This window comes from Paenibacillus sp. FSL P4-0127 (assembly GCF_038007325.1).
GTDB classification, from domain to species: domain Bacteria; phylum Bacillota; class Bacilli; order Paenibacillales; family Paenibacillaceae; genus Fontibacillus; species Fontibacillus macerans.
Genome location: NZ_JBBOWY010000001.1, coordinates 1,860,898 through 1,885,930, shown reverse-complemented (window position 1 = coordinate 1,885,930; position 25,033 = coordinate 1,860,898). Strand labels below are relative to the sequence as shown.

Annotated in this window: 13 protein-coding genes, 11 tRNA genes and 3 rRNA genes; 3 read left to right on the top strand and 24 right to left on the bottom strand. The window is 51.7% G+C overall.

Features of this window, described 5'->3' with window-relative positions; translation table 11 throughout:
• Positions 1 to 175: 175 nt before the first annotated feature.
• Positions 176 to 2,767, top strand: coding sequence for a glycosyl hydrolase (locus tag NYE74_RS08320; RefSeq protein WP_326047290.1), 2,592 nt, complete (start codon positions 176 to 178; stop codon positions 2,765 to 2,767).
• Between the two features lie 740 nt (positions 2,768 to 3,507).
• On the opposite strand, the gene glmS is transcribed toward NYE74_RS08320, so the two are convergent.
• The 23 genes from glmS to NYE74_RS08205 form a co-directional block, all read right to left on the bottom strand.
• Entirely contained in the window at positions 3,508 to 5,340 is a 1,833-nt protein-coding gene (gene glmS, locus NYE74_RS08315; protein ID WP_036619583.1) for a glutamine--fructose-6-phosphate transaminase (isomerizing), read from the bottom strand.
• Between the two features lie 734 nt (positions 5,341 to 6,074).
• Positions 6,075 to 7,415 (bottom strand): phosphoglucosamine mutase, encoded by a 1,341-nt coding sequence (gene glmM / locus NYE74_RS08310; RefSeq protein ID WP_036619582.1) that lies wholly within the window; start codon positions 7,413 to 7,415, stop codon positions 6,075 to 6,077.
• 108 nt (positions 7,416 to 7,523) lie between these two features.
• Entirely contained in the window at positions 7,524 to 8,954 is a 1,431-nt protein-coding gene (locus NYE74_RS08305) for a CdaR family protein (RefSeq protein WP_124333679.1), read from the bottom strand.
• Complete coding sequence (cdaA, locus tag NYE74_RS08300) at positions 8,947 to 9,777, bottom strand: diadenylate cyclase CdaA (RefSeq protein ID WP_155621536.1); 831 nt, start codon at positions 9,775 to 9,777, stop codon at positions 8,947 to 8,949. The genes NYE74_RS08305 and cdaA overlap by 8 nt, the downstream gene beginning before the upstream one ends.
• A 256-nt stretch (positions 9,778 to 10,033) precedes the next feature.
• Positions 10,034 to 10,651 (bottom strand): zf-HC2 domain-containing protein, encoded by a 618-nt coding sequence (locus tag NYE74_RS08295; protein ID WP_036619579.1) that lies wholly within the window; start codon positions 10,649 to 10,651, stop codon positions 10,034 to 10,036.
• A 141-nt stretch (positions 10,652 to 10,792) separates the two neighbouring features.
• The gene (gene sigW / locus NYE74_RS08290; protein ID WP_036619577.1) at positions 10,793 to 11,386 is read right to left on the bottom strand and encodes an RNA polymerase sigma factor SigW; all 594 of its coding nucleotides are present in this window, start codon (positions 11,384 to 11,386) and stop codon (positions 10,793 to 10,795) included.
• A gap of 142 nt (positions 11,387 to 11,528) precedes the next feature.
• Positions 11,529 to 14,324, bottom strand: coding sequence for a phosphoenolpyruvate carboxylase (ppc, locus tag NYE74_RS08285; RefSeq protein ID WP_341004739.1), 2,796 nt, complete (start codon positions 14,322 to 14,324; stop codon positions 11,529 to 11,531).
• Between the two features lie 506 nt (positions 14,325 to 14,830).
• Positions 14,831 to 14,904, bottom strand: a tRNA-Gly gene (locus NYE74_RS08280).
• 19 nt (positions 14,905 to 14,923) lie between these two features.
• Positions 14,924 to 15,000: transfer RNA gene (locus NYE74_RS08275), tRNA-Pro, on the bottom strand.
• Positions 15,001 to 15,045: 45 nt separating this feature from the next.
• Positions 15,046 to 15,122: transfer RNA gene (locus NYE74_RS08270), tRNA-Arg, on the bottom strand.
• Between the two features lie 6 nt (positions 15,123 to 15,128).
• Positions 15,129 to 15,203 (bottom strand) — tRNA-Gly (locus tag NYE74_RS08265).
• A 6-nt stretch (positions 15,204 to 15,209) separates the two neighbouring features.
• Positions 15,210 to 15,293: transfer RNA gene (locus NYE74_RS08260), tRNA-Leu, on the bottom strand.
• Between the two features lie 34 nt (positions 15,294 to 15,327).
• Positions 15,328 to 15,403 (bottom strand) — tRNA-Lys (locus NYE74_RS08255).
• Between the two features lie 10 nt (positions 15,404 to 15,413).
• Positions 15,414 to 15,488: transfer RNA gene (locus NYE74_RS08250), tRNA-Gln, on the bottom strand.
• Positions 15,489 to 15,495: 7 nt separating this feature from the next.
• Positions 15,496 to 15,571 (bottom strand) — tRNA-Val (locus NYE74_RS08245).
• Between the two features lie 129 nt (positions 15,572 to 15,700).
• Positions 15,701 to 15,772: transfer RNA gene (locus tag NYE74_RS08240), tRNA-Glu, on the bottom strand.
• Positions 15,773 to 15,782: 10 nt separating this feature from the next.
• Positions 15,783 to 15,855 (bottom strand) — tRNA-Thr (locus NYE74_RS08235).
• A gap of 3 nt (positions 15,856 to 15,858) precedes the next feature.
• Positions 15,859 to 15,934 (bottom strand) — tRNA-Asn (locus NYE74_RS08230).
• A gap of 5 nt (positions 15,935 to 15,939) precedes the next feature.
• A 5S ribosomal RNA gene (rrf, locus tag NYE74_RS08225) occupies positions 15,940 to 16,056 on the bottom strand.
• Positions 16,057 to 16,254: 198 nt separating this feature from the next.
• Positions 16,255 to 19,315: ribosomal RNA gene (locus tag NYE74_RS08220) — 23S ribosomal RNA — on the bottom strand.
• A gap of 304 nt (positions 19,316 to 19,619) precedes the next feature.
• Positions 19,620 to 21,173: ribosomal RNA gene (locus tag NYE74_RS08215) — 16S ribosomal RNA — on the bottom strand.
• Together the 16S, 23S and 5S rRNA genes with 11 tRNA genes alongside form the textbook arrangement of a ribosomal RNA operon.
• A 295-nt stretch (positions 21,174 to 21,468) precedes the next feature.
• Positions 21,469 to 21,699 (bottom strand): hypothetical protein, encoded by a 231-nt coding sequence (locus NYE74_RS08210; RefSeq protein ID WP_036619573.1) that lies wholly within the window; start codon positions 21,697 to 21,699, stop codon positions 21,469 to 21,471.
• A 154-nt stretch (positions 21,700 to 21,853) separates the two neighbouring features.
• The gene (locus tag NYE74_RS08205) at positions 21,854 to 22,471 is read right to left on the bottom strand and encodes a stage II sporulation protein M (protein WP_124333538.1); all 618 of its coding nucleotides are present in this window, start codon (positions 22,469 to 22,471) and stop codon (positions 21,854 to 21,856) included.
• A gap of 118 nt (positions 22,472 to 22,589) precedes the next feature.
• Here NYE74_RS08205 and pdaB point away from each other — a divergent pair, with 118 nt between their 5' ends.
• Positions 22,590 to 23,399 carry a polysaccharide deacetylase family sporulation protein PdaB gene (gene pdaB, locus NYE74_RS08200; RefSeq protein ID WP_036619569.1) on the top strand — a complete coding sequence of 270 codons (810 nt, stop codon included), beginning with the start codon at positions 22,590 to 22,592 and terminating at the stop codon, positions 23,397 to 23,399.
• Between the two features lie 74 nt (positions 23,400 to 23,473).
• Here the strand turns inward: pdaB and NYE74_RS08195 are convergent, their stop codons facing one another.
• Positions 23,474 to 24,058 (bottom strand): KinB-signaling pathway activation protein, encoded by a 585-nt coding sequence (locus tag NYE74_RS08195; RefSeq protein ID WP_036619568.1) that lies wholly within the window; start codon positions 24,056 to 24,058, stop codon positions 23,474 to 23,476.
• A gap of 140 nt (positions 24,059 to 24,198) precedes the next feature.
• On the opposite strand from NYE74_RS08195, the gene gerD reads away from it, so the two are divergent.
• Entirely contained in the window at positions 24,199 to 24,999 is an 801-nt protein-coding gene (gerD, locus tag NYE74_RS08190; RefSeq protein ID WP_124333537.1) for a spore germination lipoprotein GerD, read from the top strand.
• The last annotated feature ends 34 nt before the right edge of the window (positions 25,000 to 25,033 follow it).

Sequence of the window (25,033 nt, the reverse complement as noted above, 5' to 3'; positions counted from 1 at the left end):
TTGGGGCATCTTCAACTTAACTTATGACTTGAACTTTGTTCAAGATGCAGAAATATTTCAATTTTCATATATTTACATAATTTGGTACATGTGCTATATTTACTGTAAATCGCCGCCATGAGTTGATAGATTTCGCGATTATTTTTCATATTTTACATGGAAAGGAATGATGATAATGAAAAATTTGCTGAAAAAAGTAAGCGCAATCATGCTGGCATTTACTCTGGTATTTACTCTGCTGCCTGGATTGATGACAGCGCCCGTTCATGCAGACAGTCCGAGTCCGCTTTTCACCATTGAAGGCGAAGATGCTCAACTTACCTCCGATCTTCAAGTGGCGACTGAAATTTACGGACAACCTAAGCCCGGATTCTCGGGGAGCGGGTTTGTCTGGATGCAGAATTCCGGTACAATCACCTTCACAGTGACCGTCCCGGAAACCGGCATGTATGCAATCTCCACCCGGTATATGCAGGAGCTCAGTCCAGATGGCCGGCTTCAATACTTAACGGTTAACGGCGTTACCAAAGGCTCATATATGCTGCCCTACACAACCGAGTGGTCGAATTTTGATTTTGGCTTTCATAAGCTGAAGCAAGGAAGCAACACCATTCAACTGAAGGCCGGTTGGGGGTTCGCTTATTTTGACACCTTCACCGTGGATTACGCCGATCTTGATCCCTTGGATGTGCAGCCCGTTCTTACCGATCCTCTAGCCACGCCGGAAACGCAAACTTTGATGAATTATTTAACGGAGGTTTACGGCAACCATATTATCTCCGGCCAGCAGGAGATTTACGGAGGCGGAAATAACGGCGATTCTGAGCTGGAGTTTAATTGGATTTACAATTTAACCGGAAAGTATCCGGCCATCCGCGGCTTCGATCTTATGAACTATAATCCGCTCTACGGTTGGGAAGACGGCACAACCGAGCGGATGATCGATTGGGTGAATAACCGGGGCGGGATCGCGACAGCTTCCTGGCATATCAATGTGCCCCGAGATTTCAACGCCTATCAGCTCGGGGAGTTTGTGGATTGGAAGAACGCCACCTACAAGCCGACGGAAACCAATTTTAATACAGCCAATGCGGTGGTTCCCGGTACGAAAGAAAATCAATACGTGATGATGACCATTGAGAATTTGGCCGAACAGCTGCAGATTCTGCAGGATAACAATGTGCCGGTTATTTTCCGTCCTTATCATGAGGCGGAGGGCAACGGCGGGTTGAATGGGGAAGGCGCGTGGTTCTGGTGGGCTTCGGCTGGCGCGGAGGTGTACAAGCAGCTGTGGGATCTGCTCTATACCGAACTTACGGAGACGTACGGCTTGCACAATTTGATCTGGACCTACAACAGCTACGTGTATAACACTTCTCCCGCATGGTATCCCGGCGACGACAAGGTGGATATTGTCGGCTACGATAAATACAATACGATCTACAACCGCCATGACGGTTTGTCCGGCGTCCCCAACGAGGATGCCATTACTTCGATTTTCTATCAGCTTGTTAAATTAACGGGCGGCTCGAAAATGGTGGCCATGACGGAGAACGACACCGTTCCAAGCGTACAGAATCTGACGGAGGAAAAAGCGGGATGGCTCTACTTCTGCCCCTGGTATGGCGAGCATCTCATGAGTACCGCCTTTAATTATCCGGAGACCCTGAAAACACTTTATCAAAGTGATTATGTAATTACCTTGGATGAACTGCCCGATTTAAAGGCCGGCAATGGAGCCCCAGGCGCATCCATCACACCTGCAAAGGTTGAATTCGACAAATACGCGCCGAGTCGAAGCGACATAGCCATCACCGTGAATTTTAACGGCAATACGTTAACCGCCCTTCGGGCAGGCGCCAATGCATTGACCGAGAATCAGGACTATACCTTGAGCGGAAATACGCTGCTGCTGAAAAAAGAATTCCTGGCCGGGCTGCCGGTTGGCGAGCATTCGATCGTCTTTGATTTTAATCAAGGAAAAGATCCCGTATTAAAAGTCAAAATTGTCGATTCAACACCAAGCGCTGCGATTACGCCCGTGAATGCGACATATGATAAAGCGGAGAATCTAGGGCGGGATATTTCCGTATCCCTTACTTTAAACGGACACCAGCTTGCAAGCATAACGAATGGAAATTACACTCTTACATTAGGCAAGGATTATACGGAATCAAGCGCTGCCGTCGTTCTGAACCAATCCTATCTTTCCAAGCTGCCGCTGGGCCAGCATGCGATAACCTTTCATTTCAGCGGAGGAAATGACGCGGTTCTTACGGTAAATGTAGTGGACAGCAGTGCTCCTGTACCCGCGGGAGACTTGACGATCCAAGCTTTTAACGGCAACACGAGTGCCTCCACCAACGGAATTTCACCAAAATTCAAATTAGTCAACAACGGGGATTCGGCGATTCAGTTAAGCGAGGTAAAACTTCGGTATTACTATACGATTGACGGGGAAAAAGCACAAAATTTCTGGTGCGACTGGTCCAGTATCGGGAGTGCCAATGTAACCGGCAAATTCGTTAAACTGGCGGCTCCGGTTGCCGGAGCCGACTATGCTCTGGAAATCGGCTTTACAAGTTCGGCTGGAACGCTTAACCCCGGCCAGAGCGTAGAAATTCAAGCACGCTTCTCCAAAACCGACTGGACCAATTACAACCAGGCTGACGATTACTCGTTTAAGGCATCCACCAATCAGTTTGTAAACAATGAACAAGTTACCGGGTATATCAACGATCAGCTTGTATGGGGGATCGAGCCGTAAGGAGATAACAAAAAGGGTTGGATCGGGGTTATCCCCTGCTCCAACCCTTTTTGTTGTGTTAGGCAAGACCTATATGTCTGGGCACTGAGGTGGCTATCAATAGCGTTCGTGTCTTGGTATCCCTGCATGCTGCTTTGCACGATTATCCCTCTTGTTCAGGGGGTAGATGTTGGGGGCTAATCACGGTTCTTTCATTTTTCCCGGTGTCTTGCCCCATTCCTCCCGTCGGGTCTTATTCACTTCTCCTAAAACTCCTGCTCCCAAACCTATTTTCTTCTCCTGAATTTACCTTCCTCTCTGCTTCCGGATCAAATGGGATAATCGTGCTAAGCGTCCGGACAGCGGATGTTGATCTGCCGATATTTCTTGCCACGATCGGTTACCGGCCAAAATAGCATCGGGAATGCTCGGGTGCCTACTTATCATTTGTTTAATTTTCCTGTGCGTTTTTTTTAGCAAGCCTCTCCTATGCGCTTAGTATGATTTTCAAAACGGAAAATTCCTTTTTAGCCATTGTCAATACATTCACACTTCATATATCCCGGATATTTCTCAACCATTATATGTTGGCCCCTTCACCTGCCGCACCCTTCTTGAAATAAAAAAAGGATCGGAGATTAACTGGACATTGGCTCCAGCATCCCCAATCCTGGGACAATCCTTTTTACATCAGGACGATGTTTATTTCATCAGGACAAACTTTTTTACATCGTGACACCGGGCCTTTTTATTCCCGTCCCTTACTCCACCGTCACGCTCTTCGCCAGGTTTCTTGGCTTGTCGACGTCGTTGCCGCGGGCGAGCGCAGCGTAGTAGGCGAGCAACTGCAGCGGCACGACGGACAGGGCCGGCGTGAGCAGCGGCAGCGTCTGCGGGATGGCCAGCGCCTGGTCAACCGATTTCAGCAGGCCGGGAACATGCTCCTCGTGCGTGATGGCCATGACGTCAGCGCCGCGGGCTTTGACTTCCTTGATGTTGCTGACGGTTTTCTCCAGTACGGTGTCTTGAGTCGCCAACGCAATCACCGGAACGCCTTCCTCGATCAAAGCGAGCGTGCCGTGCTTGAGTTCGCCGGCGGCATACGCCTCGGAGTGGATGTAGGAAATCTCTTTCAGCTTCAGCGAGCCTTCCTGCACCACCGAGTAATCCAGGCCACGGCCGATGAAGAACAGATGCTCATGGCCGGCGATTTGCTCGGCATACGCCTTGACCGTGTCCGCTTGAGCCAGCATGCTTTCGACTTGCTCCGGCAGCGACTGCATGGCGGCGATGATATGAGCGACCTCGTCTTCGCTCTGCGTGCCGCGCACCTGAGCCATGTACAGGCCGAGCAGGTAGAACGCGATCAACTGGGACGTGTACGCCTTCGTCGAAGCGACGGCGATTTCAGGTCCAGCCAGCGTCGCGATGACGTCGTCCGCATCGCGGGCGATCGAGCTGCCGACCACGTTGGTGATCGCCAGGACATGCGCGCCGTTCGCCTGCGCTTCGCGCAGTGCGGCCAGCGTATCCGCGGTTTCGCCGGATTGGCTGACGACGATAACAAGCGTGTCCGGCGTAATCAGCGGCGAACGGTAGCGGTATTCCGAAGCGACGTCGTTCATTACCGGAATGCGCACAAGCTGCTCGATCGCCGTCCCGCCGACAAGACCGGCATTGTAAGCCGTACCGCAGGCGATGACATGAACGCTCTTGAGGCTGCGGATTTTATCCTCGCTCAGCTTCAGCCCCGGCAGCACCACTTTGCGGCCGCTTTCGTCGATCCGGCCCAGCATCGTGTCGCGGTAAGCCTTCGGCTGCTCGTGGATCTCCTTCAGCATGAAATGATCAAAGCCGCCTTTTTCCGCGGTTACCGCGTCCCAATCGACACGAATCATTTCCCGAGAAATAAAATTCCCCTCAATCGTCATCAATTCGACAGAATCCTGGGTCAATACCGCCATCTCGCCGTCATTCAAGATATACACGTTGCGCGTATAGTTGAGCAGCGCCGGAATATCGGAGCCGATGAAGTTCTCGCCTTCCCCGATCCCGATAATCAGCGGGCTGGCTTGACGCACGGCGACCAGCTTTTCCGGTTCGTATTCCGTCAGCACCCCAAGCGCATAAGCGCCGCGCATATAGCTGATCGCTTTCTGGACCGCTTTAACGATGTCGCCCTGGTATTCGCGAGCGATCAGGTGCGAAATCACTTCCGTATCCGTCTCGGAGACAAAGACGTAGCCTTGCCCGATCAGCTCTTCCTTCAATTCCAGATAGTTTTCGACAATGCCGTTGTGCACGACGGAAAACTTCTGGGTATGGTCGGTATGCGGATGAGAATTGACGTCAGACGGCTTGCCGTGGGTAGCCCAGCGCGTATGGCCGATCCCCGCCGATCCTTGCAGCGGAGCGTTCTCCAGCTTCGATTCCAGATTAGCCAGGCGGCCCAGCGATTTCGCGATTTTCAGCCCGTCCGAAGTAAATACGGCGATGCCTGCCGAGTCATATCCCCGGTATTCGAGCTTTCTCAGACCCTCGATCAACACCGACTGCGTATCTCTTTTCCCAATGTATCCAACAATACCACACATGATATATAATCCTCCGTTTCATTCTTACAAGATGGTTTTTGGGCGTAAGAAAAGAAGCGGAAGACCCTTCGCGCGGGAATCATCGAGACAGAACTATTCAATTTTCAGAAAATACGTAAAATTCGCGGCTTTCGCCAAAAAATTTTCATGAATGTCCATGTGCTCCGTTCACCGCGGATCTGCCGCGTCTTTCGCTTACGTACACTCATGATTAACTATGAATGTGATTTCCATCTGCCCGCAAGGTTTGTGGGAACGGTCGCCCATTCCTTTTGCCAATGCGGTTACGGTGCGATGCAGCACCGGGAGGCCCCCGCCGAACATTCCGAACACCTCCACCTCGTCAGCTTCTCTTTGCCGAATACGTCCCCATCCGAACCGCCTAAGGCATCACCGGCATGGCTGCCTGTCAGGCCGTCACAGACCCTGGCCAACCCCGCCGAGATATCAACATGCCTCAAACCTCCACTCTCAGACTCGGACACATTCGCGCGAAATGAAGCTCTGGCGCTTAACTGCTTCTGTAAACCTCACTACCCTCGCTTTCTTTCTCCGAATATGCTTAATTATATGCACCTTTACGTCATTTGGCAATGATCATCTTGTCCTGATTGTTTTTTTCCGCCCCTGTTTCCTTTTTCCCAGCAAAAAACCGCCGAAACGGGATCTTCTCCTCGTTCCGGCGGCTCATATTTTTAGAATTATTTCTTTTAGTAGTCCATGAAAAACGTCTATTATACCAGTTGCTTCTCAACCACGCTGACAATCTGCGACACCAGCTTCTCAAGCTCGGTTTTCTCCGGTCCCTCAGCCATGACGCGAATAAGCGATTCCGTTCCGGAAGGGCGAACGAGTACCCGGCCGTTATCGCCAAGCTCTTTCTCCACGGTGGCGACCGCTTCGGCAATCGCCGTGTTTCCGGCAAATTTGCTCTTATCCTGCACGCGAACGTTGACGAGCACCTGCGGATACTGCTTCATCACCTTTTTCAGCTCGCTTAACGGCTTACCGGACTTCAGCATCGTGTCGACCAGTTGAATCGCCGTGAGTATCCCGTCGCCGGTCGTATTGTAGTCCAGGAAAATCACATGCCCGGATTGCTCCCCGCCGAGATTATAGCCGCCGCGGAGCATTTCCGCCATTACGTAACGGTCGCCCACCGCCGTCTGCTGAGTGTTCAACTGCAGCTTCTTCGCGGCTTTATAAAACCCGAAGTTGCTCATGACCGTCGATACGACCGTGCTGTCCTTCAGCTTGCCCGCCTTGTTCATGGCGTCCCCGCAAATGCAGAGGATATAGTCTCCGTCGACCTCTTGCCCATGCTCGTCGATGGCGATCAGGCGGTCCGCGTCTCCGTCAAACGCCAGGCCCAGATGGGCTCCCAGGCGCACGACTTCTTCCTTCAGCCGCTCCGGATGGGTCGATCCGCAGTGATCGTTGATGTTCAGCCCGTTCGGCTCGGCCGCAATAGCGTGCACTTCGGCGCCCAGTTCGCTAAACAGCCTTGGCGCCAGCTCATAAGCCGCACCGTTGGCGCAATCAAGCACTACCTTGAGACCTTGGAACGAAGAAGTAATCGTCATCTTGAGATGGTCCAAATATTTCAGCTTGGATTCGTAGTCTACCGTTACGTTGCCCAATCCGCCGCCGATCGGACGGGGCAGTTCGTCGACAGATTTATCCAGCAGTTCTTCAATCTGCAGCTCCGTTTCGTCCGACAGCTTGAAGCCATCGCTTCCGAAAAACTTGATCCCGTTATCCTCAACCGGATTATGCGACGCGGAAATCATCACGCCTGCATCGGCTTTCAGCAGCCGCGTCAAATAAGCGACCGCCGGTGTTGTTACGACGCCAAGGCGGACGACATCTGCCCCGATCGACAACAGCCCCGCCACAAGCGCGGATTCCAGCATAACGCCGGAAATACGCGTATCCATCCCAATGACAACTTTAGGCTTCGGAGCTTGGCCCGCAAGCACATATCCGCCGCAGCGGCCGATCTGAAACGCCAGTTCCGCCGTCAGCTCTTTATTGGCAATGCCTCTTACACCATCTGTACCAAAATATTTCCCCATAGTTTCACTCCTTCAACAATTTCAAGCACCTCAGCCGTTCTCCCCTGTTGCCCGATCCGGCAAATATGCCGTTTTCCGTCTCTGATTTCAGTAAGCCGGCTTGAAAGCTCACGCTCCGCCGGCAGCCCCATTGTTGGCCGTTCCGGCATCGTCCCCCTGATTGGCCGAAGAATCATTGCCCGCAGGTCTCTCGGCATTGTTTTCGCTCTGCTGATTCCCCGGGTTCCCCCCATTTCCCGAAGTTCCCGGGTCAGTCTGATTTTCCTGCTTCCCCGTATCCTCTTCCGGTTCGGTGGCGGCCGGCATATCTTTCTCCGTCAGCTCTACGTCAATCGTCAAGCCCTTGCTTGCATCCGCCAGCTCCACATAGGCCGGGAGCTTCACGTTTACCGGAACCGTGTGGAGGCCCGCACCTAGATCGGACAAGTCCGCCGCAGCTTGAATATCGGCCGCCGCAAGCTTGGCGAGCACGTCGTCCGCACCTAATAGCGTGAGCGAAACAAGCCGGTCAGCCGGCCGGATGACTTTTGCATTGTACAGCGAACTCACGTTTTCCAAGGTGATCGGTATGCCTTCCACCTGCTTCTGCTCGGCAGGCTTCACATTTAGTGTCACCGTGACGGAGCTCGGCTCGATTTTCTCAAAACCTTCCGGCGGCGTCAAGTCCACCGAGTATTTGGTCGCATTCGAGCCGTCAAAGCGCCCTAAATCGACGGTGATCGGATAGGAACTTATGCCCGCGAGCGCTTCCTTCGTCCCATATAAGGCGACGCCCTCCACGTCGGGTTCCGCGCCCGCAAGCACGTAACCGGCCGGAAGCTGCCCTATGTACCGCAGTTCGATCGGCACGGTTTTATACATTTTGGAGATAGGAACGTCGACCTCGACGGAGCTTGGAGAGATCTCCGCGCTTTCCATCGCTTTCCCCTGCTTATCATATGCCGTAAGCTTTACGCTTTTGCCTTTGACCGAATCCTTGAGCCCCGTTACGTCCACGGTTCCCTGCACCTTGCTAAGCTCGCCGATTTCGCTGGCCGGCAGCGTGACATCAACGGTGCCGCTTCCGGCTACGATCGGACTGCCCAGAAGCAGCCCGTTCACAGGCTGCCCTTTCGTCACGATGCTCACGGGAACCGTCTTGGTTTCTTTCGCTTCAACCGTGACCTTCACGATCGAAGGGTCAATCGACACCAGCTGCACGCCGGGAGGAAGCTCATAGGTCAAAGGAAGCGTAAACGTCCCCGGACCCACGTTTTTCAAATTCAATTTCACTTTATAATCGGAAAAACTCGTCGTTAAATCAATGCGTTTTCCTTTAACCTCCATACGTACCTTAGTCGGTTCGAGGTCATACAACACATACTTCTCATCGTTCAATCCGGTAACTTCTATATTCACGTTATCGATGATTTTAGGCTGCGCCAGCGTCGTCGAATCGACGGGCGTTCCGCTGTCCAAATGAACCATCGCCCATAAAATAATGCTGACGACCAGGGCCAAAACCTTAGCAAAGTTGTTGTGGGTCAGCCACTTATCCATTTTTGCCGGCCTCCTTCCTTCTACGGAAAGGTCTGCGCTTTTCGTTGGCGCTTGAATCCGGCCCAAGCTCTTCGTAAAGCTTGGAAATCAACGACTCCTCATTTATATCGCGCACGACTTGGCCGTTGATCGCCAGGGAAATTTGACCGGTCTCTTCGGACACGACGATCGAAACGGCATCGCCGACTTCGCTGATCCCGATCGCCGCACGGTGCCGGGTGCCCAGTTCTTTGCTGATGAACGGGTTTTCCGACAACGGCAAATAGCAGGCCGCGGCCGATATTTTATGACCCTGAATAATGACCGCTCCATCATGCAGCGGCGTATTCGGGATAAAAATATTGATCAGCAGCTGCGAAGAGATGAGCGATTGCATCGGAATCCCGGATTCGGTATATTCATTGAGCCCCGTATCCCGTTCAAAGACGATCAACGCCCCGATTTTTCTACGTGATAAATAATTAACGGCTTTAATAATCTCGCCGATTTCTTTACCGAATTGTTCCTCATCGGCCGAACTGCGGCCAAATAGCTTGCCTCTACCGAGCTGCTCCAGCGCGCGTCTTAATTCCGGCTGGAAAATAATGAAGATCGCCAGCACGCCGAACGTAAACATTTGGTTCATGAGCCATTTCAGCGTATATAAATCAAACCACGTGCTTACCGCCCAAATAACCACCAGAACGAGAATCCCCTTGAGCAGTTGAACGGCCCGCGTTCCCCGCACAAGCAAGATCAGTTGGTAAATGATGTAGGTAACGATGAGGATATCGATGACATCCTTGATGGTGTCCTGCCAAGTCATATTCGAAAAATAACTCATGATGCAACCCCCGGGACTGTTCCTGACGGGCATCCTTCGCCCGCTGATAAGGAAACGATTATTTACAGCATTGGATGCTTGTCTCTATAAGTTTCCCCTAACTACTAGGTTATAACGTTCACATGTGAGATGCAAGCGTCCGGGAAAAAATAGGCGCTTTTCGTAATGAATTACATTATTTTCCTGATTGAGCGAAAATAAAAAAAGCGCCGTTTTCCCGAGGGGAGGCGCCAAAAATTTGCATCCAGCCAAACGTTTACCTATAGGCGACTTCCGTGAACGTATTGGTAATCCTATACCAGATCCAATCCAGTGCCCGATCGATTTCTTTGACCTGACCGGAAATATGCGCGGTAGAAGCCTGATAAAACGTACCGTCAATGACGGTTAAATTGCCTTCAACTTCACCATAGATTTCGGCCTTGCCGTTTTCTATCGTCAAGTTCCCGGCGATTTTTGAGTTGTCGGGTACCGTCACCGTGTCGCCATGGATGATCACCTGATCGAGATTAGTCCCTTTGACCACGAGTTGATCATCGGTATCCCAAAAAGAGACGGCGCTGAACAGCATCACCAGCAGAAACATGGCAGCCGCGGTCAAAGCCGGGTGCCGCTTGATCCACTTGATCCAGGCCTGCTGTTTCGGCTGATTCGGGATCTGGCTGATGATCCGGTTGACCAACTCATCGGGCGCCGAAAGGCTCGTGTGCTTGATGGTCGCAAACAGCATCATTTCGGTTTGCTCCAATTCTTTGAACCGCTCCTGGCATACCGGACAGGTTTGCATATGTTGCTTCAACGCTAGGGCTTCGTCGCGGCTCAATTCGCCGTCCAAATAATCATGCATTAATGAGGAGGCTTGCTTGCATTCCATATCAGCCAATCCTTTCAGTATCAATCTATGCGTATGCGGAAAATCCCGGCGGATCCCCGGAACCTATTCGTCCTACCATTACATTACGTAGTGCAAACAATTTCGTTTCATAAAAAAATATCGGCAAAATTAACCGCGGTTTTAAAGCACTTTGTGCTCCAGCTTTTTTCGCAGAAACTCGCGTCCCCGGTGAACCCGCGTCTTGACCGTCGTTACCGGCATGTCCAGCACTTCGCTGATTTCCTGGAGCGACATTTCCTGCAGGTATCTTAAAATAATGACGGACTTATATTTCGCCGGCAAGCCCGCTATGGCTTGATGAATCGTCCGCTGCGTTTCCGAAAGCAGATATTCCGTTTCCGGCGTTTTGTCGTCACCGGGAATCAGCGTATAACCGTCCATACCTTCCTGGTCGTTCATTTCGGCATCGAGATAGTAACTCGGTTTCCGCTTGCGCAACCGGTCGATACAAAGATTCGTCGCAATGCGGTATATCCATGTCGAAAATTTCTGTTTATCATCGTAACGGCTCCAGTTTTTGTGAACCCTTAAAAACGTCTCCTGCACGACATCCTCCGCTTCGTGCCGGTTCGACAACATCCTGTAGCCCAGATGAAACAGTTTATCCTTATATAAATCAACGAGTTCGGCAAAGGCTCCCTGATCCCCTTTCCGGGCCAGCTTCACCAGCCTTGCGTCGAAATGATCTACCACCGTATTTTCCCCCAGATCCATGGACGGGCTTAAATCTATTCCCTGCCTGTACTTCATTCAAATGTTAATGCAACTGCCAGCAAAATGCAATAGAAGCCAATCAAAAAGCCGGCCCTTTTACCAAAGGACCGGCATATGATGAAATGCAGCGTTTAAGTTCGTATCAGCCCGTATTCCGGAGCCCTGCGGCAATGCCGTTAATGGTAAGCAGAACTTCGCGCAGCAGGTGCGCGTCATCCTCGCCTTGCTCGCGAACCGAGCGCAGCTCGGCCAGCAGTTGAACCTGCAGGTAACTCAGCGGATCAACGTAAGGATTCCGCAGGCGGATCGATTCCTGAAGCCCCGGGACATTGTCGAGAATTTCGGAGATGCCGGCGATCTTCAGGACCATCTCCCGCGTCAACCGGAATTCTTCTTCGATCTGACCAAAGACCCGCTCCTTCGCTTCCGAATCGGAACACATATTGGCGTATTCCTGTGCGATTACCAAGTCCGCCTTAATCAAGGCGAACTGCAGCGTATCGATCACGGAGCGGAAAAACGAGAAGTGCTGATACATTTCCTGCAGTATTTTCAGATTTTCTTCTTTGTTCTGATAAAAATTCATCAGTCCGGTGCCGGCGGCATACCAAGCCGGGAATAGATAGCGGCTTTGCGTCCAGGCAAATACCCAAGGAATCGCCCGGAGATCCTCAAACCGGTCGCTGTTTTTGCGTTTGGACGGGCGCGAGCCGATATTCAGTTCGCCGATCTCGACAAGCGGCGTAGATTCCCGGAAAAACTTCAGGAAATTCGGTTCGCGGAACACGAGATCCTGGTATTTGCTCAGCGAAGTCTCCGAGATGCCGGCCATGATTTCTTCCCAGCGCTCTTCCTCGGGGTTGCACTTCTGACGCAGCTTGGCAAGCTTGTTGGCCTCGATCAATGCGGAGGTAGCCTGCTCCAGACTGCGGTAGGCGATGCCTCGCAAAGAATAACGCGACGAGAGCACTTCACCCTGCTCGGTGATCTTGATGCCTCCTCCGATCGTTTCCGGCGGCTGTACCAGAATGCTGCGGTTCAGCGGCATGCCCCCGCGGCCAAGCGCGCCTCCGCGGCCGTGGAAAAACTTCAGCTTAACTCCGTATTGGTTGGCCGTCGCCGTAATTTGCTTCATCGCGACGCGCAGCTCCCAGTTGGCCGTGACCACGCCGCCGTCCTTGTTGCTGTCGGAGTATCCCAGCATAATTTCCTGCAGATCATTCATCGCCGCCACCGATTGCCGATAGATCGGCATGGTGAACAACTGATTCATGATGCCCGGCGCGGCATGCAGATCATCGATCGTCTCAAACAGCGGCACGGATTGCAGTGTGCAGGTTACGCTGCCGTCCGCTTCCTTATGGAACAATCCGACTTCTTTGGCAAAAACCATAACTTCGAGAATATCGCTGGCCGCTTCCGTCATACTGATCAGGTAGCTGGTAATACATTGCTTTCCGTACTCTTGTTGCGCACGGTATATCGCACGGTATACTTCCAGGCATTCATTGGTGCTTTCGCTGTAATCCTGATAAGGCGACGTCAACGGACGAGGATCGTTCAGCAGTTTTTCCAACAGCTTGACCTTCTCCTCTTCCTCCAGTTCGGAATAGTTCGGCACGATATTCATGTTCGCCAAGATTTCCGTCATGGCGTTCTCGTGCTCTTTGCTGTGCTGGCGAACGTCCAGGGTCGCCGTGTGGAAGCCGAACAGCTCCACCTGGCGGATCAGCTTTTTAAGATGCGTATCGGCTACATAGTCCGCATAATGGTGGCGCAGACTGCGGTCGATGATTTTCAAGTCCTCGATAAACTCGCTCACGTTGGCGTAGCGCTCCGGAGTGTCCTTTTTCGCGTCGTCCAGCAGATTGTGCAGTTTCTCCACCATGTAAGTCAGTTTAATGCGATAGGGCTCCTTCTCGTTGTTCCACTGCTGCGTTTTTTGCAGCTTTACCTGAAGCCGGTCGCGTTGAATGGAGGCCATCAGCTCGTCGGTCACGTCGATGATCGTGGTGCAGAAGCTCAGATGCTTGAACAAATCGCTCAAAATGTGCTGATACTCGCGCACGGCCAGCTTCCGCTGCATCCGCAGCGTTTGCCAGGTCACGACCGCGGTAACGGACGGGTTGCCGTCCCGGTCGCCGCCGATCCACGAACCAAAGCGCAGGTAAGCGGGCACGTGCCAATAATGCTCCGGATAGTATTTGGTCAGGCTGCGTTCCAGTTCCTGATATACTTCGGGAAGCACATGAAACAGCGTCTCATGAAAATAGTACATCCCGTTTCTGACCTCATCGAGCACCGTGGGCTTACGATCGCGCAGCTCATCGGTTTGCCAAAGCGTGATCACTTCATTTAGCAGCTTCTCTCTAAGCTGTTCACGCTCGCGGAACGTAAGGGTAGGATTATCGAGCTGCATGACATCGTCGGCAATCCGTTTGTGAATATCCAAGATCGCCCGCCGCATCGCTTCGGTAGGGTGTGCCGTCATCACAAGCTCCAGGGACATACCCTCCATGATTTCCTTAACTTCGACATAAGTGAAACCCTGTTCCTTCAGGCCTTTAATGGCGGCCTCGATCGTTCCCGATTGAACGGCTTCTCCGGCCGAACGTTCGTAATCCCGCTTGCGGCGAATCCGATGATTCTGCTCGGCAATATTGACGAGCTGAAAGTAAATGGCAAAAGCACGGATAACTTGGTGACGAATTCCGGGTTCAAGAGAATTGATCATTTCCTTAAACTCATCATGCAATTCGGGTAAAAATACAGCCCGCAGCGATTTACTGGCTTCACGAATCTTCTCGACAATATCCAAGAGCTCGTTACCGCCCTGATGTACCAGGACCTCTCCTAGAATATTGCCCAAAAAACGAATGTCGCGCCGGAGCAGGTTGTTTGAGTTGCTTGTGCCTGCGGTAACCGTTAGTTCAGTCATGTTTCTCCCCCATTTCATCCCTATTCCGTCTTTTCTAAAGCTTTCTTAACATAATACAATAATCTCCCCCGAAAATCTTCACCTAATTTGTAAGATTTCGCGGTGAGACGGTTGGATTACAAACTTAACATTGAGTAAATATTCATATTCACTAATAAGATACAGCAGCCTCAAGATTATGTGCACCATTATATTTAAAATAAATCATGTTTAAAATGAAAAATTAATCATTTCATATTTATGCATGATAGGGCTAATACACTCACTACAGCGCAATCCTCTAAAGGAAGAACTTTCCACCCGCAGCCGGGGACCAAGACAGTGCGTTGCGACGTCCCGTTTAAGCAACCATTACTTACCTTAACACGGTAAAGCAATAAAATACAAGAATATAAATAAATTTTTTTGTTCAATAAGCTACAGTTATCATGAGGCCAACTTTCAAAATGATTATTCCGATATCTATAACAAAAAACATCATCTTCCGATGATGTTGCTGTTATATATGGAGCGGGTGATGGGAATCGAACCCACGCTACCAGCTTGGAAGGCTGGAGTTCTACCATTGAACTACACCCGCATAACACCCAAAACTTTAATGGTCGGGACGACACGATTCGAACATGCGACCCCCTGGTCCCAAACCAGGTGCTCTACCAAGCTGAGCTACGTCCCGAGATATGTTGGCCAATCTTTATGCCAAACATTTATTTTGTTAAAATGGCGCGCCCTAAGAGATTCGAACTCCTGACCTTTAGATTCGTAGTCTAACGCTCTATCCAGCTGAGCTAAGGGCGCAAATTATGGAGCGGACGACGGGAATCGAACCCGCGACCCTCGCCTTGGCAAGGCGATGCTCTACCGCTGAGCCACGTCCGCATAATCTGGTGCGCGTGGAGGGACTTGAACCCCCACGTCAAAGACGCTAGATCCTAAGTCTAGTGCGTCTGCCAATTCCGCCACACGCGCGTAATCATCATTTCCCTCGTTAACTTGAGGAAACTGGTGAGCCATGAAGGACTCGAACCTTCGACACCCTGATTAAAAGTCAGGTGCTCTACCAACTGAGCTAATGGCTCATACCCAAAATGGCTGGGGATATAGGATTCGAACCTATGCATGACGGAGTCAAAGTCCGTTGCCTTACCGCTTGGCTAATCCCCATTAACAATGGTGGAGGCTGAGGGGATCGAACCCCCGACCCTCTGCTTGTAAGGCAGATGCTCTCCCAGCTGAGCTAAGCCTCCGTATGTATGGTGACCCGTAGGGGATACTCTCGCTTCGCGAGAGACTGCGAAGTATTCCTAACGAAGCTCATGCTCCGACGAACCCCTATAAGGGTTTCTCACCCTACTTTGAAGTAATGAAGGAAGCAATGACCCGTAGGGGATTCGAACCCCTGTTACCTCCGTGAAAGGGAGGTGTCTTAACCCCTTGACCAACGGGCCTTATGTAAAAAGCTCTCAACCGGGATCGAACCGGTGACCTCATCCTTACCATGGATGCACTCTACCTACTGAGCTATGAGAGCAAATGGCTCCCCGAACAGGACTCGAACCTGTGACAACTCGATTAACAGTCGAGTGCTCTACCGACTGAGCTATCAGGGAACATTGCTTGGCGGCGTCCTACTCTCCCAGGACCCTTCGGTCCAAGTACCATCGGCGCTGGAGGGCTTAACGGTCGTGTTCGGGATGGGTACGCGTGGAACCCCTCCGCCATCGCCACCAAACGATTCAAGGCGTTAATCCTTGAAAACTGGATACGAAACTTGATTTGCGTGTTAGCCCCTATTCAGTTCCCGGGGTCCCCGAAAAGTAATCGGAATTACCTACGAAGCCTCGCGTCACTTTTTGGGGTATATTTTTGGGCCCCGCCAAAGTACTCGGACTCAGCTTCGAAGCTTCACGTCACTTTGGTGGGTAGAGTTTTGGATAAGCCCTCGACCGATTAGTACCTGTCAGCTCCATGCATTGCTGCACTTCCACCTCAGGCCTATCAACCTCGTCGTCTTCAAGGGGTCTTACTAATTGGGAAATCTCATCTTGAGGGGGGCTTCACGCTTAGATGCTTTCAGCGCTTATCCCGTCCGCACTTAGCTACCCAGCTGTGCTCCTGGCGGAACAACTGGTACACCAGCGGTGCGTCCATCCCGGTCCTCTCGTACTAAGGACAGCTCCTCTCAAATTTCCTGCGCCCACGACAGATAGGGACCGAACTGTCTCACGACGTTCTGAACCCAGCTCGCGTACCGCTTTAATGGGCGAACAGCCCAACCCTTGGGACCTACTTCAGCCCCAGGATGCGATGAGCCGACATCGAGGTGCCAAACCTCCCCGTCGATGTGGACTCTTGGGGGAGATAAGCCTGTTATCCCCAGGGTAGCTTTTATCCGTTGAGCGATGGCCCTTCCATGCGGTACCACCGGATCACTAAGCCCGACTTTCGTCCCTGCTCGACTTGTCAGTCTCGCAGTCAAGCTCCCTTTTGCCTTTGCACTCTGCGAATGATTTCCAACCATTCTGAGGGAACCTTGGGGCGCCTCCGTTACTCTTTAGGAGGCGACCGCCCCAGTCAAACTGCCCGCCTGACACGGTCCCCGTACCGGATCACGGTACCGGGTTAGAACTCCGATACGATCAGGGTGGTATCCCAACGGCGCCTCCATGGAAGCTTGCGCTCCCACTTCCTAGGCTCCCACCTATCCTGTACAAATCGTATCAAAGTCCAATATCAAGCTGCAGTAAAGCTCCATGGGGTCTTTCCGTCTTGTCGCGGGTAACCTGCATCTTCACAGGTATTAAAATTTCACCGGATCTCTCGTTGAGACAGCGCCCAAGTCGTTACGCCATTCGTGCGGGTCAGAATTTACCTGACAAGGAATTTCGCTACCTTAGGACCGTTATAGTTACGGCCGCCGTTTACTGGGGCTTCGGTTCACAGCTTCGGGTTTAACCCCTAACCGCTCCCCTTAACCTTCCAGCACCGGGCAGGCGTCAGCCCGTATACTTCGCCTTGCGGCTTCGCACAGACCTGTGTTTTTGCTAAACAGTCGCTTGGGCCTTTTCACTGCGGCCCCCTCGGGCTATAAACCCTACCGGGGCACCCCTTCTCCCGAAGTTACGGGGTCATTTTGCCGAGTTCCTTAACGAGAGTTCTTCCGCGCGCCTTAGAATTCTCTTCTCGCCTACCTGTGTCGGTTTGCGGTACGGGCACCTTCTCCTGGCTAGAGGCTTTTCTCGGCAGTGTGAGATCATGACCTTCGGTACTGTAAATTTTCCCTCCCCATCACAGCCCAGCCTTACGGTGTGCGGATTTGCCTACACACCAGCCTCACTGCTTGGACGGGGCATTCCATCGCCCCGCGTCACTACCCTCCTGCGTCACCCCATCGCTCATAGCGGATTACGGTGGTACAGGAATTTCAACCTGTTGTCCTTCGACTACGCCTTTCGGCCTCGCCTTAGGTCCCGACTTACCCTGAGCGGACGAACCTTCCTCAGGAACCCTTAGGCTTTCGGCGGATCAGATTCTCACTGATCTTTTCGTTACTCATACCGGCATTCTCACTTGTGTACTCTCCAGCGCTCCTTACGGTACACCTTCAACGCATACACAACGCTCCCCTACCCCTGAATCGACTTCACTCCTGCTTCGAAGTCCTGTGTTTAACCCCGAGGTGCATTTGGCCGAAACCTTTGAACAATATTCATCGGTTGCTTTCGGCAAAAATGTACCTGGTTATCACCGCCTCAAAGAAGCAGTGAAGTCGATTCAAGCCATAGCTTCGGTGGTGTGTTTAGCCCCGTTACATTTTCGGCGCAGAGTCACTCGACCAGTGAGCTATTACGCACTCTTTAAATGGTGGCTGCTTCTAAGCCAACATCCTGGTTGTCTGTGCAACTCCACATCCTTTCCCACTTAACACACACTTGGGGACCTTAGCTGATGGTCTGGGCTGTTTCCCTTTTGACAATGGATCTTAGCACTCACTGTCTGACTCCCGGTGAATCAGTCTATGGCATTCGGAGTTTGACTGAGCTTGGTAACCCTTGCGGGCCCCGCACCCAATCAGTGCTCTACCTCCACGACTGTCACACCGAGGCTAGCCCTAAAGCTATTTCGGGGAGAACCAGCTATCTCCGAGTTCGATTGGAATTTCTCCGCTACCCCCACCTCATCCCCGCACTTTTCAACGTACGTGGGTTCGGGCCTCCAGTGCGTGTTACCGCACCTTCACCCTGGACAGGGGTAGATCACACGGTTTCGGGTCTACGCCTGCAAACTAAATTCGCCCTATTCAGACTCGCTTTCGCTGCGGCTCCGCTTTCTCAGCTTAACCTTGCTTGCAAACGTAACTCGCCGGTTCATTCTACAAAAGGCACGCCATCACCCATATAGAGGGCTCTGACTTCTTGTAAGCACACGGTTTCAGGTTCTCTTTCACTCCCCTTCCGGGGTGCTTTTCACCTTTCCCTCACGGTACTGCTTCACTATCGGTCGCTAGGGAGTATTTAGCCTTACCAGATGGTCCTGGCGGATTCATACGGGGTTTCACGTGCCCCGCACTACTCGGGATCCGTCTCGGAGGGCGGAGACTTTCGATTACAGGGCTTTTACCTTCTCTGGCCGGCCTTTCCAGACCTGTTCGTCTAACCTCCGCCTTTGTAACTCCATGTGAGACGTCCCACAACCCCGAAGAGCAAGCTCTTCGGTTTAGGCTAATCCGCGTTCGCTCGCCGCTACTGACGGAATCACTATTGTTTTCTCTTCCTCAGGGTACTTAGATGTTTCAGTTCCCCTGGTATGCCTCTTCACCACCTATGGATTCAGTGATGAGTGACTAGGTATTACCCCAGCCGGGTTTCCCCATTCGGACATCCCCGGATCGATGCTTGCTTACAGCTCCCCGAGGCAGTTTCGTTGTTCGCCACGTCCTTCTTCGGCTCCTAGCGCCTAGGCATCCTCCGTGTGCTCTTAGTAGCTTAACCATGATTTTTCCCGAAGGAAAATATCAAACCACTAATATCTTCACTTGTTTTGACACAAGTTCAGCTAAAAGGATTGTTCTAAAACGCAAATTTCGTTTCGTTATCCAGTTTTCAAGGATCAAGTTTCTTCGCCGTTTTACCGGCGGAAGAATATCTTATCATTTCCTGCCTTACCGTTCAACCGGCAAGTGTTGGAAGGATAAGCTTGAGAGTTGAACTCTCAAAACTGACCAACGAGTGAGTAAGTTCGCTAACCCGAGTTAGCTATTTGAATGCTTCCATCGCAGGAAGCGATTCTCCATAGAAAGGAGGTGATCCAGCCGCACCTTCCGATACGGCTACCTTGTTACGACTTCACCCCAATCATCTACCCCACCTTCGGCGGCTGGCCCCTTGCGGTTACCTCACCGACTTCGGGTGTTGTAAACTCTCGTGGTGTGACGGGCGGTGTGTACAAGACCCGGGAACGTATTCACCGCGGCATGCTGATCCGCGATTACTAGCAATTCCGACTTCATGCAGGCGAGTTGCAGCCTGCAATCCGAACTGAGACCGGCTTTTCTAGGATTCGCTCCAGATCGCTCCTTCGCTTCCCGTTGTACCGGCCATTGTAGTACGTGTGTAGCCCAGGTCATAAGGGGCATGATGATTTGACGTCATCCCCACCTTCCTCCGGTTTGTCACCGGCAGTCACTCTAGAGTGCCCAACTTTACTTGCTGGCAACTAAAGTCAAGGGTTGCGCTCGTTGCGGGACTTAACCCAACATCTCACGACACGAGCTGACGACAACCATGCACCACCTGTCTCCTCTGTCCCGAAGGAAAGCCATATCTCTACAGCGGTCAGAGGGATGTCAAGACCTGGTAAGGTTCTTCGCGTTGCTTCGAATTAAACCACATACTCCACTGCTTGTGCGGGTCCCCGTCAATTCCTTTGAGTTTCAGCCTTGCGGCCGTACTCCCCAGGCGGAGTGCTTAATGTGTTTACTTCGGCACCAAGGGTATCGAAACCCCTAACACCTAGCACTCATCGTTTACGGCGTGGACTACCAGGGTATCTAATCCTGTTTGCTCCCCACGCTTTCGCGCCTCAGCGTCAGTTACAGCCCAGAGAGTCGCCTTCGCCACTGGTGTTCCTCCACATCTCTACGCATTTCACCGCTACACGTGGAATTCCACTCTCCTCTTCTGCACTCAAGCCGTCCAGTTTCCAGTGCGACCCGGAGTTGAGCCCCAGGATTATACACCAGACTTAAACAGCCGCCTGCGCGCGCTTTACGCCCAATAATTCCGGACAACGCTTGCCCCCTACGTATTACCGCGGCTGCTGGCACGTAGTTAGCCGGGGCTTTCTTCTCAGGTACCGTCACTCTCCTGGCAGTTACTCCAGAAGACGTTCTTCCCTGGCAACAGAGCTTTACGATCCGAAAACCTTCATCACTCACGCGGCGTTGCTCCGTCAGACTTTCGTCCATTGCGGAAGATTCCCTACTGCTGCCTCCCGTAGGAGTCTGGGCCGTGTCTCAGTCCCAGTGTGGCCGTTCACCCTCTCAGGTCGGCTACGCATCGTCGCCTTGGTGAGCCGTTACCCCACCAACTAGCTAATGCGCCGCAGGCCCATCCGTAAGTGACAGATTGCTCCGCCTTTCCCAAGCCTCTCATGCGAGAGGCTTGATTATCCGGTATTAGCTACCGTTTCCGGTAGTTATCCCGGTCTTACGGGCAGGTTGCCTACGTGTTACTCACCCGTCCGCCGCTAAGTTAATCAGGAGCAAGCTCCCGATCAACTCCGCTCGACTTGCATGTATTAGGCACGCCGCCAGCGTTCGTCCTGAGCCAGGATCAAACTCTCCAATAAAGGTTGTTTGACTTGCTCATTTAGAAAAACTGACGAGAATTTTAATTCTCATTTATACTCACTCGTTGTTCAGTTTTCAAAGATCAACTTCGCTTTTCATTTGTTGCCGTTGTTTCAGCGGCGACTTTTATAATATATCACAGTGATCTAGGTTTTTGCAAGAGTTTTTTTGATTTTTTTATTTCCACTTTAACCCAACCGCTCAAACCTGCATCGCTGCAACATTATCCCCTCAATAACGGGACGAATGCTAATTTAACATAATCCGGGCCCAATCGTCAACACCCATTTGCGCTTATTGTTTCACTTGCGGAAAACGGGCCCGGCGGGCATACTTGGAAAGCTCCTTGGAAGGCGCAAAGCGGGCGTACATTCTGAATATCGTTTTATACCGATTGGCGATCGCGTTCCGAATGTCCTGATCAAGCCGATGGTCGCTCATATCGAGCAGCATTTCATCCAGCTCTTTTCGCAGCACATAGTCAAGTTCCTTGCATTCTTTCTCGCTGAATAACATTCCCAGCATGACAGAACAACTCCTCTTTGGTCTTAGATTCAAATGCAGAATTAGGGGATGCATTGTTCACCTGGACTCGCCAGTTGTGCTTTAATGTTATGCACACATTTTGGGAAAATTATGAATGCAAGGAGCAAATTCATAAGCCAAACAGTTAAGTCTATCAAGATCGAACCAAATAAAAAGTCAGCGTACTTTCAATAACGGCCGCGACGACCAAAAGCAGTACAACCCAGCAAGCCCCGCGGAAGAATGTCTTAAAAAACCCCCGCCAATCGACCGTTCTTTCCCCCGGATCTCTAGCGCCCAGCTCGCCCAAACTTTTGATGACCAAATAACCGAATTGCAAACCAAACCCGGAGGCGATCAGAATCGCCGGAATTTCAATAATGCCGTGAGGAAGCAGTCCGCGTACAATCACATCCAAGACATGTTCCCCCCGGCTGGCGGCCGCCGCCACCACATACCCGAGCGCCACCCCGTTCATCAGCAGAAACACGCTCGGCATTATTCCCAAAAGCCCGCCCAAAACCATGATGGCAACGCTTTTTAAGGCATTGTTCAAGAAAATAAACGTGAAGAAATGCAGCTCAGGCGTCTTCGTTTGCGATAGCTGCCGGCTGTATTCCCCTAATTTCTCCAAGTCCGACAGGATCAACCGCGTAAGCGTATCGGCGTTGGCGGCTCCCAAGGCGACTCCTGCGGCAAAAATCAAAAGGGAAACCAGCATAGCCTTGCGGTAAAGCATCAAATCCGTCACAAATCTTTTAAAGGAAAACATGGCAACCTCCTTAATTTCAGGGACAAGGGCGTCATAATGCAGTGAGAAAAGCATACATTGGTACAAGCGGATCAGTTCTGATCATTTCATTCTGATGACGAGAGGGGCTAAATTGCTAATGAACAATTTCTTCTATGTCCTGAACGGGAAGAAAATCAAACGTTTTTTCTTTGTTTTCGCTGCGGCCCTGTTTGCCGCCGGCGTCATTTACGTGGAACGCGGCCAAGTTACCGTGTTTTCCGAAGAAAGCGCGCCTTCAGCCATTTATAGTGTCTCCACGAACAAAAAAGTCATCGCCCTGACCTTCGATATCAGTTGGGGAGACAAACGTGCCGAACCGATCCTCAAAGTGCTGAAGGATAAAAACGTGCAAAAAGCCACCTTTTTCCTTTCCGCCCCCTGGAGCAAAACCCACCCCGAACTCGTAAAAGCGATTCAGCAGCAGGGGTACGAAATCGGCAGTCACGGGTATAAGCATGTCAACTACAGCGGCCTCACCGATGAAGAGATAGCGCAGCAAATTTCGTCCGCCCACGCCGTTCTTACCAAGGTAACCGGACAACCGCCGAAGCTGCTTAGACTGCCAAACGGCGATTTTGATAAAAGAGTGCTGAAAATCGCGGCCAGCCAAGGTTACCAAGTTATCCAATGGGATACGGACTCCCAGGATTGGATGAACAAAGGCGTCCGCACGATCGCCGATCGCGTCGTAAACAAAGCCCATCCCGGAGACATCGTCCTCCTTCATGCCAGCGATTCGGTCAAGCAAACGCATGAAGCGCTGCCGATCATCATCGACGAGCTGCGAAAAAAAGGCTACGAATTCGTCACGGTCACCGATCTGCTCCAGGAAGCGAACGTGCAGGGCAACGAGGTGCGCGATCAAGCCTGGCTGCAGGAGCAATTGGACTTCGCCGCGGGTTTATGAACCCGGCAAGCGATCAGCGAAGTGAATAAAAAAAGCCCAGTGAATCGCTGGGCCTTTTTATGTATATCCTATCCTTAACGCTCCGACTTTAGAACTTTATGCAAAATCAGGATTTGATATGCGTTGCAGGCGATGAGGGGGGCAACGATCCAGGCCGTCGCCTCGGCGACCCCTATTTTCAGCACGCCGACGGTTTCCACGATCGTAACCGCCACCATGAAAAACAAGGTAGGAATCCATGCCGTTCCGTTCGTGAATTTGGCCTTGAAGTAGGCGGTTACGATGGCCACCGCGAGTATGATGATGCCAAGGACGATGTCGGAAATCCCGCGTTTGTCTCCGCCGACGAATGTCCGGAAAAACAGGAGCTCCAGCAGCGCCAGCGCCGTAAGCACGAGTTGTACATACTGCCACGATCTTCTGGAAAATACGCCGGTCCCCATGTAATTGATCATTAGGTACGCAAAAAATCCCATTTGCGAGTAGACGCTGACCATAATCCCAACGCCTAGCAAAATGCCAATATTCACCAAAACATCGGCTGCGCCGTTATATTTTACCGTGCCGGTCCACTGAATCAGCAAGCCGACGATCAGCGATACGGCCGCGCCCACGCCTATAGAAGTCGAGAACAGATAAAGCCATTTTTTCAGGTTCAAGCCCTTACACCCCCACTATCGAAATATTTTACCAACGATCCCGGCAAAAAACCATTCTTTTCAGCCTTTTCATTGGGATAATTCCGTTTTGTCGCCGCATACTAAAATCAGCAGTAATGATGATAAGGAGGAAGGGAACCATGAAATTGCGGGGTACCCGTTGGTTTTTATGCTTTTTATGTACATTTGCTCTTCCGCTGGCGGCCTGCGGTTCTGAACAAAGCTCCTCCTCTTCTTCCCAGGGTGGAGGGTATAAAGAAACGAAATCGATGGTGATCGATATCCTGAAAACGGATGAAGGCAAAAAAGCGATCTACGAAGCGTTGAGCTCCCCAAGCAGCGGCGGCGCTGGCGGAAGCTCGGGCTCCGATTCCGAATCGGGTTCAGGATCCGGTTCGGGCGGAGGAAGCGGCTCCGGAAGCGGCGGAGGAAGCGGCGGCGGAACCTTAGGCGTGAAAATGCTCCTTCCGTCGCAAACCTCGAATGAAGTGAGGATGGCCGTTAAAGAAACCATTACTTCTCCGGAATATAAAAAGGAAATCGAGAAAATCATGACCGATCCTCAATTTGCCGGGGATTTTGCCAAAGCCATCAGTTCGCAGAACAAAGAGCTCCATATGCAGTTAATCAAAGATCCGACGTACCAAAAATCGATGACCGACATGATGAAATCGCCGGAAGTCATGAAGATGTTTTTGGATTTGACGAAAACCCCGGATTACCGCAAGCAAGCGATGACCATCATGCAGGAATCGATGCAAAGCCCGCTGTTCCGCATGGAAGTGCGGGAACTGCTGAAAACGGTCGTTCAGGAAGAACTGCAGCCGAAGGTTGAAAAAGCGCCGAAAAAACAAGGCGAAGGCCAAGGCGGCGGCCAAGAAGGCGGCGGCGAAGGCGGACAGAGCAACGAAGGCGGCGGCGCTGGCGGAGGTTCGTCTTAAACCCCGCGCGAATACGAAAAAAGACTGGCCGGAG

Coding starts and splice junctions, on each gene's coding strand:
- sigW (WP_036619577.1), bottom strand. CDS start 11,386: ATGGATCTGGGGGAAAATACGGTGGTAGATCATTTCGACGCAAGGCTG.
- cdaA (WP_155621536.1), bottom strand. CDS start 9,777: ATGAGTTATTTTTCGAATATGACTTGGCAGGACACCATCAAGGATGTC.
- NYE74_RS08205 (WP_124333538.1), bottom strand. CDS start 22,471: ATGTTTTCCTTTAAAAGATTTGTGACGGATTTGATGCTTTACCGCAAG.
- NYE74_RS08320 (WP_326047290.1), top strand. CDS start 176: ATGAAAAATTTGCTGAAAAAAGTAAGCGCAATCATGCTGGCATTTACT.
- pdaB (WP_036619569.1), top strand. CDS start 22,590: ATGAACAATTTCTTCTATGTCCTGAACGGGAAGAAAATCAAACGTTTT.
- gerD (WP_124333537.1), top strand. CDS start 24,199: ATGAAATTGCGGGGTACCCGTTGGTTTTTATGCTTTTTATGTACATTT.
- NYE74_RS08295 (WP_036619579.1), bottom strand. CDS start 10,651: ATGGAATGCAAGCAAGCCTCCTCATTAATGCATGATTATTTGGACGGC.
- NYE74_RS08305 (WP_124333679.1), bottom strand. CDS start 8,954: ATGGATAAGTGGCTGACCCACAACAACTTTGCTAAGGTTTTGGCCCTG.
- glmS (WP_036619583.1), bottom strand. CDS start 5,340: ATGTGTGGTATTGTTGGATACATTGGGAAAAGAGATACGCAGTCGGTG.
- glmM (WP_036619582.1), bottom strand. CDS start 7,415: ATGGGGAAATATTTTGGTACAGATGGTGTAAGAGGCATTGCCAATAAA.
- ppc (WP_341004739.1), bottom strand. CDS start 14,324: ATGACTGAACTAACGGTTACCGCAGGCACAAGCAACTCAAACAACCTG.
- NYE74_RS08210 (WP_036619573.1), bottom strand. CDS start 21,699: ATGCTGGGAATGTTATTCAGCGAGAAAGAATGCAAGGAACTTGACTAT.